This window comes from Thalassospira sp. CH_XMU1420-2, assembly GCF_037029325.1.
In the GTDB taxonomy this organism is placed as follows: domain Bacteria; phylum Pseudomonadota; class Alphaproteobacteria; order Rhodospirillales; family Thalassospiraceae; genus Thalassospira; species Thalassospira povalilytica.
This window is the reverse complement of record NZ_JAYMEG010000002.1, coordinates 425,454-442,811: the sequence shown is the minus strand read 5'-3', so window position 1 is coordinate 442,811 and position 17,358 is coordinate 425,454. Positions and strand designations below refer to the sequence as shown.

Sequence of the window (17,358 nt, the reverse complement as noted above, 5' to 3'; positions counted from 1 at the left end):
ACCGATGTAACATACGTTTCTCGCCATGCGCGTGTTAAATGGGAGTTCCGGTTCCGGTAAATCTAGCTTTGCCGGAGATTTGGAGGGGGTATATGGACGATCTATTAAGTGAATTTCTGACCGAGACTTCGGAAAGTCTCTCGACGCTTGACGTTGAGCTGGTGAAGCTCGAGCAGAACCCGAATGATCCGGACATTCTGTCTAACATCTTCCGTTTGGTGCATACCATCAAAGGGACGTGTGGATTCCTTGGCCTGCCGCGCCTCGAAGCGGTCGCGCATGCCGGCGAAAACGTTCTGGGCAAGATCCGCGACGGTGAACTGGTGGTCACACCGGAAGCCGTGACGCTGGTTCTTGAATCCATCGACACCATCAAATATCTGCTGGGCGAGCTTGAGCAGAACGAGGCAGAGCCGGATGGCAATGACGCCGAGTTGATTGCACGTCTCAATCATTTTGCCGATACCGGCACGATGATGGGCGGCGCTGCACCCGCAGCCGCACCGGTCGAAGAACCGCCGATCGAAGAAGTTTCAGAAGGCGGCGCTGTTGATAGCGACGCGCTTCAGGCGGCATTCGATGCCGCAGAAGTTGATCCCGAATTTGCCACTTCCTCCGAACCGGAAACCCCGGCACCGGCCGCAGCACCGCCTGCTGCTGCAAAATCCAAGGAAGTCGCACCGGCCAAGAAACCGGCCGAGCAAAAGGCAGAAGCCCCGCGCGGCGAAGCCAAGGAAAGCTCGGTTGCAGCCCAGACCATTCGCGTGAATGTCGAGCTGCTTGAAAACCTGATGACGCTGGTTTCCGAGCTGGTCCTGACCCGTAACCAGCTGTTGCAGATGGTTCGCGGCAAGGATGACAGTGAATTCACCGTTCCGTTGCAGCGCCTGTCGCACATTACGACCGACCTTCAGGAAGGCGTGATGAAGACCCGTATGCAGCCGATCGGCAACGCTTGGGCGAAGCTGCCGCGTATTGTTCGCGACCTTGCCCTTGAAATGAACAAGAAGATCGATCTTCAGATGATCGGTGCCGACACCGAACTGGATCGCCAGGTTCTTGAACTGATCAAGGATCCGCTGACCCACATGGTGCGTAACTCTGCCGACCATGGTCTGGAAGATATTCCGGGCCGTCGTGACGCCGGCAAGCCCGAAACCGGTACGGTTACCCTTAATGCGTATCACGAAGGCGGTCACATCATCATCGAGATTTCCGATGACGGTCGCGGTCTGAACCTTGAACGCATCAAGGCCAAGGCAATTGCCAACGGCCTGACCACCGAAAGCGAACTGGAAGGGATGGCTGATCAGCAGATCCAGCAGTTCATTTTCAAGGCCGGTTTCTCGACAGCGGAAAAAGTGACCTCGGTCTCCGGTCGTGGTGTGGGTATGGACGTTGTGCGTACCAACATCGAAAAGATCGGTGGTACGGTTGAACTGAAATCGGTCGAAGGCCGTGGTTCGACCTTTATCATCAAGATCCCGCTGACCCTGGCCATCGTGTCGGCCCTGATTGTCGAAAGTGGCGGCGAACGCTTTGCCATTCCGCAGATCAGCGTTCTGGAACTTGTTCGTGCATCGAACAATTCCGAACATTCGATCGAACGCATTCACGACACCCCGGTCCTGCGGTTGCGTAACCGTCTGTTGCCGCTGGTGACGCTGAAGAAAATCCTCGGTCTCGATACCAAGGAGGCCACCGACGAGGGTGTCGATGAAGAAGCATTCATCGTTGTGGCCCAGGTCGGGACCTATTCGTTCGGTATCATCGTTGACCGCGTCTTCGACACCGAGGAAATCGTTGTCAAACCGGTTGCACCGATCCTGCGTGATCTGTCGCTGTTCTCGGGGAACACGATCCTGGGTGACGGTAGCGTGATCATGATCCTTGATCCGAACGGCATCGCGACCCGTACAGGTGAAATCACCGTTGGTGGTTCGCAAGGTGTTGAAGGCAAGGCCAAAACCGACGCGTCCGATCGCGAAACCACCTCGATGCTGGTGTTCCGTGCCGGTGGCAGCGAAGTCCGTGCGGTTCCGCTGGCTCTTGTTGCCCGTCTTGAAGAAATTGATGTCGAGAATATCGAACATTCCAACGGACGTCCGCTGGTTCAGTATCGTGGCAAACTGATGCCGCTGGTCTTTATTGACGGCAGTTATCAGATGAAGGCCGAAGGCCGCCAACCGACCCTGGTCTTCCAGGATCGCGAACGGACCATGGGCCTTGTGGTTGACGAGATCGTCGACATTGTCGATGACGTGCTTAATGTTGAATTGACCGCAGATCAGGACGGGCTGGTTGGCTCGGCCGTGATCGACGGCAAGGCGACCGACCTGATTGATGCCGGTTACTATCTTGAACTGGCCTTCAGTGACTGGTTCGGGACCGAAGACAATGGTGGCGAGAAGAAGCGTGTTCTTCTGATCGATGACAGCCCGTTCTTCCGCAACCTGCTGACACCGATGCTGTCGGTTGCAGGTTTCCGGGTAACGGCAGTCGAGACCGCCGAACAGGCGATGGAACTCAAGAACCGTGGCCAGTTGTTTGATGCGATCATCAGCGATATCGAAATGCCGGGCATGAACGGCTTTGAATTCGCCGAGGCGCTTCAGAATGACGAGCTGTGGGGCGAAGTTCCAATCATTGCCCTGTCTTCGCACACCAGCGAAGAAGACTTCGAACGCGGCCGTCAGGTAGGTTTCAGCGACTATGTCGCGAAGTTTGATCGTGATGCCCTTGTCTCGACCTTGGTCCAGACCTTGAGCAACGTTTAATCGGGAGAAAGTCCAATGAGCGATAGTAACGCACTCGTCCCGAGCCACGATAGAGGCGGCGCACTGGATCTTGGCGGTGATAGCCAGGATTTCGTCACCGCGAATATCGGCAAACAGCTTTTCGGTATTCCGGTTCTGACGGTTCAGGACGTTCTTGGTCCGCAGCGTATCACCCGTATTCCGCTGTCTCCGCCCGAAGTCGCAGGGTCGCTTAACCTGCGCGGGCGTATTGTGACGGCGATTGATGTTCGCAAACGTCTTGGTTTGCGTGACAAGGATGACGATGATCCGGGTATGAGCATCGTCGTCGATCAGGGTGGTGAACTTTACAGCCTGATGGTTGATCAGGTGGGCGAGGTTCTTAGCGTTCCCAAGAAGGCGTTCGAGCAGAATCCGGCAACGCTTGATCCGCGTTGGCGTGAATTTTCCGACGGTATTTTCCGTCTGGATAAAAAACTTCTGGTTATTCTGGACGTTACGCGTCTGCTTGATTTTACCTCATCGATCAAGCAGGCTGGGTAACCGATATCTTGATATGTCGGGCGCGCAATGCGCCCGGTATTCTGCCGTTAGTGGCTTAACGACCTAAAGAAACGAGAAGGAAGTCGATGAAGAGTTGTCTCGTCGTCGATGATTCGAAAGTCATCCGAATGGTGGCGCGCCGTATCCTCGAAGAAATCGGGTTTGCGGTCGTAGAGGCGGTGGATGGACAGGAGGCATTGGACAAATGTCTCGAATCCATGCCTGATGCAGTTCTGCTTGATTGGAACATGCCGGTCAAAAGCGGGATCGATTTCCTGCGTGACCTGCGCGCAACTCCGGGAGGAGATGAGCCAGTCGTCGTCTTCTGTACAACGGAAAACGACCTGGAACATATCCAGGAAGCAATCACAGCTGGTGCGAACGAATACATTATGAAACCGTTCGACAGCGAGATCATTCAGGCGAAGTTCGAACAGGTCGGCCTGATCTAGTCCGGGTGGCACAGATTCTGTGCCATGCCGGGACTTTGAAATTGATCTCGTGACTCAAGCGGGGACGCTGCTACGTGGAAGACACGCCTATCCATTCGCCATATAAAGTTCTGATCGTGGATGATTCCGCCATCGTGCGCGGACTTGTGACACGCATGATGACCGAAGACAGCGATATTGACGTCGTCGGATCGGTCAATAATGGCGAAGAAGCATTATCGGTAATGGAACAGGGTGGCGTCGAAGTCATTGTTCTGGATATCGAAATGCCGGTCATGGATGGCCTGACCGCCTTGCCCAAACTGTTGGAAATCGATCCGACCGTTCGGGTGATCATGGCCTCTACCCTGACCAAGCGAAACGCCGATATCAGCTTCCAGGCCATGACCCTTGGGGCGGTGGATTACATTCCCAAACCAAGTTCGTCCAAGGACCTCAATGTCGGGGCAGGCTTCCGGGCCGAGCTTCTGGACAAGGTCAAGGCATGGGCCGAACAGCGTCGCAAGATGCTGGAAGTCGAGCAGGCGGCAGCTGCCGCTGCTGCTGCCGAGGCCCAGCTTGAGGACGAGGAAGAGCTTGCGCAGGACGCGGCCGCACAGACAGCGGTTGAGACCGCGCCAGAAGCCGCACCGGAGCCTGAACACGATGGTGACGGCGATGGCGGCGATCAGGACGGAAAGTCAACGACCTTCCGTGCTGAAATGTCGATCGAACATCAGCAGCTCCATAAGCCTGGCCGGATCCAGCGCAAAAGATTTACTGCCGAATTGCGCCCGCGTCCGATGCAACAGCATCCGCGTCCGCAACAGGTCCAGATGCGTCCGGCCCAGCCACAACCAAGCCCGGCCGCGCAAAGCCAGTCTGCGCCGCCGTCCCAGGCCGCAGCAGACAGCAACGCGACCGAGGCCCCGCGCACCGCACGCAGTGCGGCGGCAGCCAATCCGATGCCGACCCGCCCGCAGACCCCGGCCCGTGATCCGGGGCGTTTGATCCGTGATGCGGCGATTGCCGCGGGGGGCGGTCACAAATCAGCGGCACAAACGTCAACACGCAGTTCGCCGACTGCGGCGGCGGCAAGAACCGTTGCCGCCCCCAAACGGGCGGCGGGCAATGCCCCGGAAGGCGCGAAAGCAGCCCGTGCGAAAACTGCACGGGGTGGTTCCGCACCGGCACCGGTCCGTCGACAGGCGTCACGCGGGGCGATTTCGCTGTTGCCGGAAAAGCGGGTCAATGTCGAAGCCATCGCGATCGGCAGTTCGACCGGTGGCCCCCAGGCATTGTTTGAAGTTTTGCGCGGCCTCAATGGCGTGCGTCAGCCGATTTTTATTACCCAGCATATGCCTGCAACTTTCACCACAATTCTCGCCGAACATATCACCCGTCTGACCGGGTTGAAGTGTCAGGAAGGCAAGAACAACATGCCGATTGTGGGGGGACAGGTTTATCTTGCGCCCGGCGATTACCACATGACAGTAGAAGGACGTGGCGGTTCGCGGCATCTTATGCTTAATCAGAACCCGCCAGAGAACTTCTGTCGCCCGTCTGTCGATCCGATGTTGCGCAGTCTGGTGGCAAGTTATGGTGGAAATATTCTAACCGCGATACTGACCGGAATGGGACAGGATGGTATGCTGGGAGGCCGTGACGTTGTGAATGCCGGGGGCATGGTCGTTGCGCAGGACGAACAAAGCAGTGTTGTATGGGGGATGCCTGGTGCTGCTGCGCATGCGGGCATTTGTTCTGCTGTTCTGCCGGTTGGCGGAATTGCGGCCTATATCAAAAAATTTGCGGGGGGTCGTTAACCCACAATGATGAAGCCGGAAGACTTCGATTTCGTAAGCAGACTGATAAAGTCCAAGTCCGGGCTCGTTCTGAGCGAGGACAAGACTTATCTGCTCGAAAGCCGGCTGATGCCGATTGCGCGCAAGCGTGGCCTTAAGGATCTGGGCGAACTGATCGGCGCATTGCGTGGCGGTGACCGCAATCTGGTCGAAGAGGTCGTCGATGCGATGACGACCAATGAAAGTTTCTTCTTCCGCGATACCAAGCCGTTTGACCAGTTCCGTCATGTCGTTTTGCCGCACATGATCAAGGAGCGCGCGTCCAAGCGCCACCTGCGTATCTGGTGTGCGGCGGCGTCATCGGGTCAGGAACCCTATTCGCTGGCGATGATCCTTGATGAATTCAAAACCCAGCTGTCTGGCTGGCGAGTTGAAATCATCGGCACCGATATTTCGCGTGAAATTCTGGCAAAGGCCCGGGCCGGGCTTTATTCCCAGTTCGAAGTCCAAAGGGGCCTTCCGATCGGGCTTCTGGTCAAGTATTTCCAGAAAAAGGAAGACCAGTGGCAGATTTCCTCGGAAATCCGGTCAAAGGTTCAATACAAGGAGTTCAACCTTCTTGAGGACTTCCGTCCGCTCGGCCAGTTTGACGTGGTTTATTGCCGTAACGTGCTGATCTATTTTGATCAGCCGACCAAAAGCGATGTGCTGGCGCGTGTGTCGGCATTGATGCCTGATGACGGCTTCCTGTTCCTTGGCGGGGCGGAAACGGTTCTTGGCATTTCCGATAAATTCAAGCCGCTTGCCCGTCAGCGCGGTATTTACCAGCTGAACCGTCCCGGTGCGCCGGATGTTGATCTGACCGCACTTGAAAAGGTGCAGGCAGGCGGTGCCGCGGCTGCTGCGGCCGGCGGGGCTGCGGCAGGGGGCTTTGCCTTCCCTAAACCGAAACATATGCAAACCGGCGCCGGGACCACCGGAACACCTGGTGCGGGGACGACCCCGGCACGTCCGGGGACAACCGGGACCACTGGAACAACCGGCATTCGGCCGATCTCTGCAACCGGAACGTCCGGGCTTGGCAGCACGACGCGTCCTGGCACGACCGGAACGACCGGGTCCACCGGCACGACAGGTGGCACCACCGGGACAACGCCGCGTCCGCTGGGCGGGGCCGGGTCGACCACGCGTCCGACCGGCACCACAGGTAGTTCGTTCAGCAAACCGTCAGGTTCGACTGGTACTGGTTCGACAACCCGTCCGGGGACAACAGGAACGACCGGTACCACCGGTTCGACCTATCGCCGGCCGCTTGGTACCGGCACAGGTAGCAGTGGCACGACATCAAGGCCGACGACAGGCACCGGGAATACAAGCGGTTCTTCCGGAACGACACGCCCGTCCACGACCTTTGATCGATCACGTTTTGGCAAACCGGACGACAAAAAGTAGTCGGCAGCCGGTGTGACCCCGACTGTTTCCGTTAAACCGAAACGTCGGGAATGAATATGATCCCACAATTGACCGAGACCGTCGCAGCCCCGCGTCAGGCGCTGACTGTTTTGCAGCGCCGCCGCAAGCTGGTTATTGCGGCGCTTGCGCTGGTGTTGCTTGGTACATTGCCGCTGATCCAGTCTGTTGCCAAAGTTCAGATGTCGCTTCACGAGGGGATCGAGCTGGGGGGGATTGGCCTGATCGCGGTGGCGATTTTCGGCCGCGCCTGGTGTACGCTTTATATCGGCGGGCGCAAGGCACAGCAGCTTACCGATCGTGGCCCCTATTCCATCAGCCGCAATCCGCTTTATGTCTTCAGCTTTATCGGTGCAGCCGGTGTCGGTGCGCAAACCGGAAGCCTTGTGATTTCGGCCATCTTTGTTCTGGGTGCGGTTGCGGTCTTCCTGCCGGTCATCCTGCGCGAGGAACGGGCCCTGGCGCAGCTGTTCGGTCCGCAATTCGAACGCTATCAGGCCCGGGTTCCCCGGTTTGGCCCGCGTTTTTCGGCATGGAGGGATATGGACGCCATCGAAGTGCGTCCGAAGCTTCTGTGGCGGACCTTGCGCGACGGGCTGGCCTTTTTCCTGGCCGTGCCGTTGTTCGAGTTTTTTGACTGGTTGCAGGTCAGCGGGATTGTTCATCCCCTTGTGCATTTGCCCTGACAGGTGGCAAATGCAAAACGCCCCGGTGCAGAACCGGGGCGTTTTGTGTAACGAGCACTGCTGTGACGTTTCCGGGCGCTTGGACAGGAAAGGTCAGATATCAGGCCGCAGCACTGTTGGTATCGGGATCGCGCAGGACATAGCCCCGGCCCCAAACCGTATGAATGTAGTTGTCGCCTTTGGTTGCCGACTGGATTTTCTTGCGCAGTTTGCAGACAAAGACGTCAATAATCTTGAGTTCCGGCTCGTCCATACCGCCATAAAGGTGGTTGAGGAACATTTCCTTGGTCAGTGTCGTGCCTTTGCGCAGCGACAGCAATTCAAGGATGCCATATTCCTTGCCGGTCAGATGCAGCGGCGATCCGTCGACATCGACGGTGCGAGCATCAAGGTTGACGTTGAGTTTGCCCGTCGAAATCATCGACTGGGCATGCCCACGCGAGCGACGGACGATCGCCTGGATGCGTGCCAGCAATTCGACCTTGTCGAACGGCTTGGTGAGATAGTCATCAGCGCCAAAGCCAAGGCCTTTGACCTTGTCTTCGGTTTCGGTCAGACCCGACAGGATCAGGACCGGCGTGTCGACGCGTGCGTCGCGCAAACGTCTGAGAACCTCATAGCCGTCAATATCTGGCAGCATCAGGTCCAGAAGAATAATATCGTAATCATACAGCTTGCCGATCTCGAGACCATCTTCCCCAAGGTCGGTTGTGTCAATCACCATGCCTTCCGACTTAAGCATCAGTTCGATGCTATCAGCATAGGTGTTGTCATCCTCAACAAGCAGCACCCGCATGTTTCTGCTCCGTTACCGTGTTCCGCAATAAGTCCGTGTTAATCCGGATATTTGACAAGCGCCCCAACGTTTGTCGGTGGGAAATTTTTTCCCATTCCGTTAACGATACGTTGCTTTGCGACTCGTGGCAAGCAGGCGAGTCGCATCTCGTTAACTTTTTTTCATCACAAGAAGCGACTCGGGGCCGGAATGCGAGTTTTCCCAACGGTTTGCGGCGTTAACCGTCATGGGGCGCGCAAACAAAAAAATTTGCGATTTGCTGTCTACACAGCTTTTTAACATCGATTATGCCAATATATTTGGTACGACGCGGCGCGATTTGCCACCCCCATGTCATGTTCGGGGATCAAATTCGCCTGCTTGGAAAAAATTGAAATCAACTGCTGGCTGAGAAGGTCCGGGGCGTGTTTCAGATTGGTCGCAACATCATCGCAGAACTCAGACGCATTCCCGATTACCGGGTTGTCGGGCGCGTAACCGCGGTGCTCGGCCTTCTGGTCGAGATCGGCGGTGTCGAAGGGGCTCTGTCGGTTGGCGACCGCTGCAAGGTGAAGCGACGCGACGGCAAGGCGGTGATTTGCGAAGTCGTCGGTTTCCGCAATGAACGCGCGCTTTTGATGCCGTTTGGCATCCTTGACGGGATCGGGATCGGCTGCGAAGTCGAACTGGGGGATACCCAACCACAGGTCTATCCCGATGAAAGCTGGCTGGGGCGGGTGGTCAATGCCTTTGGCGAGCCGGTGGACGGCAAAGGTCCGCTGTCTGAGGGCAACAAGGCCTATCCGATCCGCAACATGCCGCCATCGGCCCATTCGCGACAGCGTGTCGCGGGCAAGATCGATCTTGGCATCCGGGCGATGAATACGTTTCTGACCTGTTGCCGCGGGCAACGTATGGGCATCTTTGCCGGGTCCGGTGTCGGTAAATCCAGTCTTTTGTCGATGATGACACGCCATACGACATCGGATGTGTCGGTGGTCGGGCTGATCGGGGAACGTGGCCGCGAAGCGCGCGAATTCATCGAAGACGATCTGGGCGAAGAAGGCCTGCGCCGGTCCGTGGTCGTGGTGGCGACATCGGATGAACCACCGCTTATGCGTCGACAGGCGGCCTATATGACCATGGCGATATCGGAATATTTCCGCGATGTCGGGCGTGATGTTCTGTGCATGATGGATTCCGTGACCCGTTTTGCCATGGCCCAGCGCGAAATCAGCCTTTCGGTTGGCGAACCGCCCGCATCAAAGGGCTATACGCCAACCGTGTTTGCCGAATTGCCGCGTCTTTTGGAACGTGCCGGCCCCGGTGGCCCGGGGCAGGGATCGATTACCGGCCTGTTTACCGTTCTTGTTGACGGCGATGATCATAACGAACCGATTTCCGATGCGGTGCGTGGCATTCTTGACGGGCACGTGGTGCTGGATCGATCGATTGCCGAACAGGGGCGCTATCCGGCGATCAATATTCTGCGCAGCGTGTCGCGTACCATGCCCGGCTGCAACAGCGAGGAAGAAAACCAGATCGTGGCGCGTGCCCGCCAACTGCTGGCAACCTACGAAGATATGGCCGAGCTGATCCGGCTCGGCGCCTATCGCCAGGGGACCGATCCCAAAGTTGACGAGGCGATCCACTATTTCCCGCTGATCGAGGAATTCCTGAAACAGCGCAAAACAGAATGCACGCGCCTGAATGAAGGATATGTCGAACTGGCCCGTCGTCTGGATCTTCTGGCCGAAGAACCCGAAGACCCCCGTATCGCCAAGGGGCGCCAGTCCCAACAGGCGCAGGCCGCACAACAAAACGCCCAGGCTGGCGGTGCGCCACACGGCATCCCCGATGAAATGCCCGCACCCGCCCCGGCACCGCCGCCGTCGATCGGTCCGAAAATCAATCGCGGGCCAAAGGTCAACAGCCGATCGCGCGCTGGCAGTGAACGCGAACTCAATGATGCCAAACGCGCCCTGCGCCGCGACAAAAAAGAAGGCTAGTGCGCCGATGATGGGGATGCCACATGACAGGCGTGGCCGTCCGGGTCGTATGAGCAGCCTGAACAGCAGGAAATAATCCATGGCCAAGGATTTCAAAACACTGGTGCGCATGCGCAAATGGGCGCTTGATGACAAGCAGCGTGAACTTGGTGAAATGCTGGGTGTTCTTGGCAAACTGGAAGCCGAGAAAGAAGCACTTGAACAGGCAGTGATCAACGAACAACGGATTGCGGCGGAAAATCCCGAACTGGCCGGATTTGCCTATGGCGGGTTTGCTAATGCGGTGATTGCCGAGCGCGAAGCAATTTCAAAAATGATCGCCCAGCAGGAAGAAAAGATCGATGCCTTTCGCGATGAAGTTGCCGATGCCTTCAAGGAACTGAAAACAGCCGAGATCGCCGAACGCAATCGGGTCGAAGCCGAACGCGCAGAAGAAGAAAAGAAAGAACAGGACGAACTTGATGAAATCGGCACCCGTTCGGCAACCCGCGATGATGGCCTGATTTAACGCCTGATCTAAGGCCCGGGCTGATGCGCCTGAAACGATTTTGTCGGTGTCTTGGCGAACGCGCTTTGACAAGGAACGAAACGCAAAGCACACGGCATTGAGACCGCGTTCCTTGACTGGTGGGCAAGGAAAACATCCGACCCACCCAAAGCCAAACAATATCAAAGCGGTCAGGTGACGATCAGGCGGGTTTGAAAAAACCTGCATATGCTTTCTTGCAAATACCGTCCGTGGATCACGCGGCAATCGTGACCCCGGTTTCAATGCCGGTAACGTTGCGCAATTCATCCGGGGTCAGGGCAAAGACCGTTTTGGGTGTGCCCGCAGCAAGCCAGATGGTCTTCTTTGCCAGCAATTTGGCATCAATCAGGGTTTCAACCGGATGGGCATGACCAAAGGGCGGGACACCGCCAATGGCGTAACCCGTATGTTCGCGAACTTCATTGGCATCGGCCTTGCGGATCGAAAGTCCGATCAGGCTTGCGACCTTGTTCAGGTCAACCTGATCGGCCCCGTTCATGATGATCAGGACCGGTTTGCCGGCTTCGGTCATGAAGACCAGTGATTTCCCGATATCACTGATGTCACAGCCGATGGCATTTGCCGCGTCGGCCGCGGATCGGGTGCCATCGGGGAATTCGAATACGTCAATATGACCAAGATTGTTGGCATCAAACGCATTTTGCAGACATTGCGGCGGAGAAACTTTTTTCATTGGCCTGTCTCTTGTGCGCGACGGTTCAGTTTGCGTTTGCGGTTGAGAAGATTAAGCGTCTCGACCGAAAGGCTGAAGACCATCGCGAAATAGATGTATCCTTTGGGGACGTGAATTTCGACACCGTCAAGCAACAGTACAAACCCGACAAGAATAAGGAATGATAGCGCTAACATTTTGACCGACGGATGCTTTTCAACAAAGTCGCCAATGGTCTTGGCCGCGGCCAGCATCACCAGAACCGACAGGATGACGGCGATCACCATGATCGAGATGTGATCAACCAGACCGACAGCGGTAATCACGCTGTCGAGCGAGAAAATCATATCAAGCAGCATGATCTGCACGATGGTCATGGCAAAGCCCGACATGATTTTGCCCGGCCCGTGTTCTTCGGGTTCGTCAATGGTGTGATGAATTTCCTTGGATGCCTTGGCAATCAGAAACAGCCCGCCAATGATCAGGATCAGGTCACGTCCGCTGATTTCCTGACCAAAGGCGGAAAACAGCGGGGCGGTCAATTGCATGACCCAGGCGATCCCGGCCAGAAGTCCAAGCCGCATGCCCATCGCCGCCAGCAACCCGACCCGGCGTGCCGATGCCTGCTGGTTCGGGGGCAGTTTGGAAACGATCACTGACAGAAAAACGATATTGTCGATCCCGAGAACGATTTCCAGCGCGGTCAGGGTGGCAAGACCCATCCACATGTGCGGGTCGCTCATCCATTCAAACATCATCAAAACCCCGTAACAGGCAGCACAGACAAAAATTGACCGCAGATAAGGTGTGGCTCATCGTGTTCTAACGCAAGCGTGAATTGATTTTACCCAAGGCGGGCTTAAAAAATGCCAACACTAAAATCAAACGGCTAACCATGGTCATGCCCATATCAAAATGGGGTATGATGACAGGTCATCAGGTGAAAAGGATTGTCCGATATGCGTTCAAGAATGCGTGCTTTTGTCTCTGCGTTGGCCCTGGCGACAGGCATTGCAACAGCATCGGTGTCATTGCCGGCATATGCGGACCCGGCCCCCGATGTCGGGAACTGGCAGTCGGTTCTTGATCAGGCCCGCGGGCAGACCGTTTATTGGCATGCATGGGGCGGGGAGCCACGCATCAATGATTATATCGCCTGGGCCGGTGATCAGGTTTTTGAACGTTACGGGGTCAAGGTCGTTCAGGTCAAACTGACCGATACCGCCGATGCCGTGACCAAGGTGCTGTCGGAAAAGACCGCCGGGGTGAATGATGGCGGTGCGGTTGATATGATCTGGATTAACGGTGAAAACTTTGCCGCGATGAAGCGCAATGAATTGCTGTTTGGTCCGTGGGTCGAAGAAACGCCAAATTTCGAATATGTCGATGTTGAAGGCAAACCCACCGTGGTGAACGATTTTACCGTTCCGACCGACGGGCTTGAAGCGCCGTGGGGCATGGCACAGGTCAGTTTCTATTACGACACCGCCAAACTTGATAGCGTGCCGAAATCTGCGCAAGCCTTGCTGGAATGGCTGGCGAAAAATCCGGGGCGCTTTACCTATCCGCAGCCGCCAAACTATATGGGATCGACCTTCCTGAAACAGATCCTGACCGAACTGGTCAAAGACCCCAAGGTCTTGCAGCAACCGGCTGACGAAGTTGATGCCAAGGCGGTTCTTGAACCGCTTTGGGGATATCTTGAAGATTTGCAGCCGCTATTGTGGCGCAATGGTCAGGCCTATCCGCAGAACGGGGCGGCGATGCGGACCCTGCTTGGCGATAACGAAATCGATATCGCGTTTTCATTCAGTTCGGGCGAAGTGTCATCGGCGATCGAAGCGTTCGAGCTTCCCGATACGGTGCGATCCTATGTGTTTGACAATGGCACATTGGGCAATACCAACTTTGTGGCCATCCCCTATAACGCATCGGCAAAGGCCGGTGCGGTGGTTCTGGCCGACTTCCTGATGTCACCGGAAGCCCAGCTGCGCAAACAGGACCCGCAATATTGGGGCGCTGATACGGTTCTTGCGATGGATAAGCTGCCTGCTGACATGCAGGAAGCCTTTGCCAATCTTGATCTTGGCATTGCATCCCTTGCACCGGCCGAACGTGGCACGGTTTTGCCTGAACCCCATCCAAGCTGGATGGAGCTGGTCGAAACCGAATGGCAGAAACATTACGGCGTGGTGCAATAATCGCGCATGTTGCGATTTGTCCCCATCATCACGATTGCCTTTATGATCGGCCCGGTATCTGCCGGGCTGATTGGCACTTTGTTGCCGGCATTTGGCATTTTGCCTGTACTTGGCGGAACTGAGCCCGGACTTGAACCGTGGGCCGCCCTTTTCGCGCAACCGGGGATCTGGCATTCAGTGCGGCTGTCGCTGGTCAACGGCCTGATTGCAAGTTTCGTGTCGGTTGCGATTGTCATGCTGTTTTGTGCCGCCTGGCAGGGCACCCGGATTTTTCGGGCCATGCAGCGGATATTGTCACCGATCCTGGCGGTTCCGCACGCGACCGCGGCATTCGGATTGGCATTTCTGATTGCGCCGTCGGGCTGGATTGCACGTGTGATTGCCCAGTTTGCCGGATGGGATCGCCCGCCCGATATCGCGATCATTCATGATCCGCTGGGGATTGCGATGATTGCCGGGCTGGTCGCCAAGGAAATCCCGTTTCTGTTTTTGATGACCCTTGCAGCCTTGCCGCAAGCCGATACCGCCCGCACCGCCCAGATTACCGCCACATTGGGCTATGGCCGGATTGCGGGATGGTTCAAGGCGACATTGCCACGGATTTACCCGCAAATCAGATTGCCGGTATTGGCGGTTCTGGCCTATTCGACGTCGGTTGTTGATGTTGCGATCATTTTGGGTCCGACAACACCGGCACCGCTGGCGGTTCGGATATTGGGGTGGCTGTCCGATCCTGATCTTGCATTGCGGTTCATGGCATCAAGTGCGGCAATCTTGCAGTTGCTTGTCGTTGTGGTAGCCATCGGGATCTGGGTGGCCGGGGAACGGATCATTGCACTGATCGGACACCAGATCGCCGCCAATGGCCAACGGTTCCGCCATGATGGCGGCATGCGCGCCGGAAGCGCGGTTTTGGCCGGATTGTCGGCCGGGGCCCTGATACTGGGACTTGTGGTTCTTCTGGTCTGGAGCATTGCCGGGTTCTGGGGATTTCCCGATATTTTGCCCCGCAGTTTCAGTCTGCGTCTTTGGCAGCGCGAATATGATGCGATCGGAAGCAGCCTTGTCACCACGCTTTTGATCGCGGTGCCGACCGTTGTGATTGCGATTGCGCTTGTTCTTGGATGTCTGGAACACGAAACCAGAATCCGTCACAAACCCGGTCGCGGGGCGATTTGGCTGATTTACCTGCCGCTGATTGTGCCGCAGATCAGCTTCATGTTCGGATTGCAGGTATTCTTTACCCTGATCGGGCTTGAACGGACGTTGATATCGGTTGTGCTGTCGCATCTGGTGTTTGTGTTGCCCTATGTGTTCCTGTCGCTGTCTGATCCGTTTCGGGCACTTGATCCGCGATACGGGCAGACGGCACTTTGTCTTGGGGCATCACCAATGCGGGTATTCTGGCACGTGCGTTTGCCGTTGCTGACCCGTGCGGTTCTGACCGCGATGGCGGTTGGGCTGGCGGTGACGGTCGGGCAATATTTGCCAACACTTCTGATCGGGGCGGGGCGGTTTGCCACCGTCACGACCGAGGCCGTGGCACTGGCATCGGGGGGCGACCGCCGCATGATCGGGATATACGGATTGTTGCAGATGGTTTTGCCATTTGCCGGATTTGCCTGTGCATTGCTGATACCGGCTATCCTGTTCCGCCATCGGCGGGGCATGAATGCACAGAACAGGGGATAGAAAATGCCATCGGATCATTCCGAAACCGGGCTTGAACTTCGCACTGTCAGTATCCGTCTGGACGGGCAGGAACTGCTTGCGGTTGATCTTGTGATTGCGCCTGGTGAAATCGTCACCCTGATGGGGCCAAGCGGTTCTGGCAAATCAAGTTTGCTTGGCCACATCTGTGGCACCTTGCCCGCGCAGTTTGATGTTTCAGGACAGGTCGTTCTGAATGGCAGGTGCCTTGATGGATGCCCGCCCCAGGATCGCCATGTAGGTATTCTGTTTCAGGATGATTTATTGTTTCCGCATCTGTCGGTTGGCGGCAATCTGGCCTTTGCGCTACCGGCATCAGTCAAGGGCAAAGCCAAGCGACGCATGTTGGTTGAGAACGCCCTGAAAAATGCGGATATGGACGGGTTTGCCGATCGCGATCCGGCAACCCTGTCGGGTGGGCAGCGTGCGCGTGTGGCCTTGTTGCGTGTCTTGTTGTCCGAACCTTGTGCGCTGTTGCTTGATGAGCCGTTCTCGAAACTTGATAGCGAATTGCGCGGTCAGTTCAGGTCATTTGTGTTTGAACAATGCCGTAAAAACCGCCTTCCGACATTGATGGTCACCCACGATCCCGAAGACGGCAGTGCCGCGGGCGGAAGGGTGATCAATCTTGCATAGATCCCTGTGAATTATGTCATGGCCAATAGCGGCAAATTTGCTGGTATTGGGGGGAGTTTGGTCGTAATAGCAATTCACCGCAAAGAATTGTCTTTGGGGCCGGGGCAACCAATACCGGTCCTGTGCGGCATGGAGAATGTCGTGAATGTTTCCAGAAGAAATGTTTGCCATCGTCCCGAACGCATTGGACGCAGCCACCTGTGATCGTCTGATCGCGGGCTTTGCGCATGAAATGGACGAAGGCGGCCTCGTACAGGGGCAAACCGCAACCCATATCCGCCGGTCAAAAATCACCTGGTTCAACGAAGAACAGGAACCGGTTGTTTGCCGCAGGATCATCGACCTTGTGGCTGATGTGAACCGCAATGTGTTTGACTTTGCCCTGACCGATTTTGCCGAAGAAGCCCAGATCGCCTGTTATGCGGGCGACTTGCGCGGTCATTATGACTGGCACAGTGATGTTGGCGCATCCGAAGTCGCCCGTCGGCGCAAACTGACCATGGTGATCCAGCTTTCCGAACCCGACCAGTATGAAGGCGGTCAGTTGCAGCTTAACCCGGCGGGGAATTTCCTGGATGCGCCGATGGAACGCGGAACCGCGATCTTTTTCCCGAGCTTTGTTCTGCACCGTGTGGCGCCGACAACCGCGGGTCTGCGCTATTCGCTGACCCAATGGGTGCACGGAAACCCGTTCCGCTGATCAGTAGCGTTCCAGACGATCGAGAAGGCGCGGGTTGCCCCATTTCGGCTGACGGTCTTCAAGGGCGGTTTCGTGATGGAAGACCTGATCATTGTCCGCGGTCTGTTTATCAAGACGCAGGCTGATCCAGCGCGGCACCAGTTCGTTGTTGAAATCATCCATCAACAACACCGCCGCGGCCTCGAAGCTTTCGAAGGTAATGGTGGAAATTTCGGCGTAATAATCCGCCAGACAATCGGTTTTAAGGATCAGTCTGTCGGGCACATAGCGCAGCGTCATGCGTGCCGGAAAGACATTTTCCACACCCGTCAGGTTGCTTTGCAACGTCACCACATAATCGACCTGTGGTCCCGGGTTGGCTTCGGTCAGGATCAGATTGCGACGTTGATAAATTTCAAGCATGACGTTTAACCGTTCTTATATATGAAAATCAGACG

Annotated in this window: 15 protein-coding genes and 1 pseudogene; 12 read left to right on the top strand and 4 right to left on the bottom strand. The window is 56.4% G+C overall.

Features of this window, described 5'->3' with window-relative positions:
* The first annotated feature begins 92 nt into the window (after positions 1-92).
* The 6 genes and pseudogenes from WA429_RS06825 (at position 93) to WA429_RS06795 (ending at position 7,688) form a co-directional block, all read left to right on the top strand.
* Positions 93-2,777: a hybrid sensor histidine kinase/response regulator gene (locus WA429_RS06825; protein ID WP_068517190.1), complete on the top strand. Its 2,685-nt coding sequence runs from the start codon at positions 93-95 to the stop codon at positions 2,775-2,777.
* 15 nt (positions 2,778-2,792) lie between these two features.
* Positions 2,793-3,299 carry a chemotaxis protein CheW gene (locus WA429_RS06820; RefSeq protein WP_068517189.1) on the top strand — a complete coding sequence of 169 codons (507 nt, stop codon included), beginning with the start codon at positions 2,793-2,795 and terminating at the stop codon, positions 3,297-3,299.
* Between the two features lie 86 nt (positions 3,300-3,385).
* On the top strand, positions 3,386-3,751 hold the full coding sequence (locus tag WA429_RS06815) for a response regulator (RefSeq protein ID WP_068517188.1): 366 nt from the start codon (positions 3,386-3,388) through the stop codon (positions 3,749-3,751).
* Positions 3,752-3,825: 74 nt separating this feature from the next.
* Positions 3,826-5,553 carry a chemotaxis protein CheB gene (locus WA429_RS21435; RefSeq protein ID WP_443082677.1) on the top strand — a complete coding sequence of 576 codons (1,728 nt, stop codon included), beginning with the start codon at positions 3,826-3,828 and terminating at the stop codon, positions 5,551-5,553.
* Between the two features lie 9 nt (positions 5,554-5,562).
* A pseudogene (locus tag WA429_RS06800) lies at positions 5,563-6,372 on the top strand (CheR family methyltransferase); the annotation flags it as partial.
* A 668-nt stretch (positions 6,373-7,040) separates the two neighbouring features.
* Positions 7,041-7,688, top strand: a complete 648-nt coding sequence (locus WA429_RS06795; protein ID WP_068518030.1) for a methyltransferase family protein — start codon at positions 7,041-7,043, stop codon at positions 7,686-7,688.
* Positions 7,689-7,788: 100 nt separating this feature from the next.
* On the opposite strand, the gene ctrA is transcribed toward WA429_RS06795, so the two are convergent.
* Positions 7,789-8,484, bottom strand: coding sequence for a response regulator transcription factor CtrA (gene ctrA / locus WA429_RS06790; RefSeq protein ID WP_068518026.1), 696 nt, complete (start codon positions 8,482-8,484; stop codon positions 7,789-7,791).
* Positions 8,485-8,888: 404 nt separating this feature from the next.
* On the opposite strand from ctrA, the gene fliI reads away from it, so the two are divergent.
* Together fliI and WA429_RS06780 are read left to right on the top strand one after the other, a co-directional pair.
* Complete coding sequence (gene fliI / locus WA429_RS06785; RefSeq protein ID WP_101248091.1) at positions 8,889-10,472, top strand: flagellar protein export ATPase FliI; 1,584 nt, start codon at positions 8,889-8,891, stop codon at positions 10,470-10,472.
* Positions 10,473-10,551: 79 nt separating this feature from the next.
* Positions 10,552-10,980 carry a flagellar FliJ family protein gene (locus WA429_RS06780; protein WP_287466602.1) on the top strand — a complete coding sequence of 143 codons (429 nt, stop codon included), beginning with the start codon at positions 10,552-10,554 and terminating at the stop codon, positions 10,978-10,980.
* A gap of 235 nt (positions 10,981-11,215) precedes the next feature.
* Here WA429_RS06780 and WA429_RS06775 read toward each other — a convergent pair whose 3' ends face one another.
* Together WA429_RS06775 and WA429_RS06770 are read right to left on the bottom strand one after the other, a co-directional pair.
* Positions 11,216-11,695, bottom strand: a complete 480-nt coding sequence (locus tag WA429_RS06775) for a YbaK/EbsC family protein (protein ID WP_114114010.1) — start codon at positions 11,693-11,695, stop codon at positions 11,216-11,218.
* A complete protein-coding gene (locus WA429_RS06770; protein WP_068518029.1) occupies positions 11,692-12,429 on the bottom strand; it encodes a TerC family protein in 738 nt (245 codons plus the stop codon). Before WA429_RS06770 ends, WA429_RS06775 begins: the two co-directional genes overlap by 4 nt.
* Before the next feature lie 204 nt (positions 12,430-12,633).
* Here WA429_RS06770 and WA429_RS06765 point away from each other — a divergent pair, with 204 nt between their 5' ends.
* From WA429_RS06765 to WA429_RS06750, 4 genes are all read left to right on the top strand, one after another.
* The gene (locus tag WA429_RS06765) at positions 12,634-13,875 is read left to right on the top strand and encodes an ABC transporter substrate-binding protein (RefSeq protein WP_228194345.1); all 1,242 of its coding nucleotides are present in this window, start codon (positions 12,634-12,636) and stop codon (positions 13,873-13,875) included.
* 6 nt (positions 13,876-13,881) lie between these two features.
* On the top strand, positions 13,882-15,567 hold the full coding sequence (locus tag WA429_RS06760) for an ABC transporter permease (protein ID WP_287466603.1): 1,686 nt from the start codon (positions 13,882-13,884) through the stop codon (positions 15,565-15,567).
* A gap of 3 nt (positions 15,568-15,570) precedes the next feature.
* A complete protein-coding gene (locus tag WA429_RS06755; RefSeq protein ID WP_228194343.1) occupies positions 15,571-16,221 on the top strand; it encodes an ATP-binding cassette domain-containing protein in 651 nt (216 codons plus the stop codon).
* A 145-nt stretch (positions 16,222-16,366) separates the two neighbouring features.
* The gene (locus WA429_RS06750; protein ID WP_068518019.1) at positions 16,367-16,921 is read left to right on the top strand and encodes a prolyl hydroxylase family protein; all 555 of its coding nucleotides are present in this window, start codon (positions 16,367-16,369) and stop codon (positions 16,919-16,921) included.
* Here WA429_RS06750 and WA429_RS06745 read toward each other — a convergent pair whose 3' ends face one another.
* Positions 16,922-17,323 (bottom strand): hypothetical protein, encoded by a 402-nt coding sequence (locus tag WA429_RS06745; RefSeq protein WP_068518018.1) that lies wholly within the window; start codon positions 17,321-17,323, stop codon positions 16,922-16,924. It abuts the gene before it with no gap.
* Positions 17,324-17,358: the final 35 nt, after the last annotated feature.

What these genes read in the sequence shown, in the direction of transcription:
- WA429_RS06825 (WP_068517190.1), top strand. Translation starts at nt 93, where the DNA reads ATGGACGATCTATTAAGTGAATTTCTGACCGAGACTTCGGAAAGTCTC.
- WA429_RS06820 (WP_068517189.1), top strand. Translation starts at nt 2,793, where the DNA reads ATGAGCGATAGTAACGCACTCGTCCCGAGCCACGATAGAGGCGGCGCA.
- WA429_RS06815 (WP_068517188.1), top strand. Translation starts at nt 3,386, where the DNA reads ATGAAGAGTTGTCTCGTCGTCGATGATTCGAAAGTCATCCGAATGGTG.
- WA429_RS06795 (WP_068518030.1), top strand. Translation starts at nt 7,041, where the DNA reads ATGATCCCACAATTGACCGAGACCGTCGCAGCCCCGCGTCAGGCGCTG.
- ctrA (WP_068518026.1), bottom strand. Translation starts at nt 8,484, where the DNA reads ATGCGGGTGCTGCTTGTTGAGGATGACAACACCTATGCTGATAGCATC.
- WA429_RS06780 (WP_287466602.1), top strand. Translation starts at nt 10,552, where the DNA reads ATGGCCAAGGATTTCAAAACACTGGTGCGCATGCGCAAATGGGCGCTT.
- WA429_RS06775 (WP_114114010.1), bottom strand. Translation starts at nt 11,695, where the DNA reads ATGAAAAAAGTTTCTCCGCCGCAATGTCTGCAAAATGCGTTTGATGCC.
- WA429_RS06770 (WP_068518029.1), bottom strand. Translation starts at nt 12,429, where the DNA reads ATGTTTGAATGGATGAGCGACCCGCACATGTGGATGGGTCTTGCCACC.
- WA429_RS06765 (WP_228194345.1), top strand. Translation starts at nt 12,634, where the DNA reads ATGCGTTCAAGAATGCGTGCTTTTGTCTCTGCGTTGGCCCTGGCGACA.
- WA429_RS06760 (WP_287466603.1), top strand. Translation starts at nt 13,882, where the DNA reads ATGTTGCGATTTGTCCCCATCATCACGATTGCCTTTATGATCGGCCCG.
- WA429_RS06755 (WP_228194343.1), top strand. Translation starts at nt 15,571, where the DNA reads ATGCCATCGGATCATTCCGAAACCGGGCTTGAACTTCGCACTGTCAGT.
- WA429_RS06750 (WP_068518019.1), top strand. Translation starts at nt 16,367, where the DNA reads ATGTTTCCAGAAGAAATGTTTGCCATCGTCCCGAACGCATTGGACGCA.
- WA429_RS06745 (WP_068518018.1), bottom strand. Translation starts at nt 17,323, where the DNA reads ATGCTTGAAATTTATCAACGTCGCAATCTGATCCTGACCGAAGCCAAC.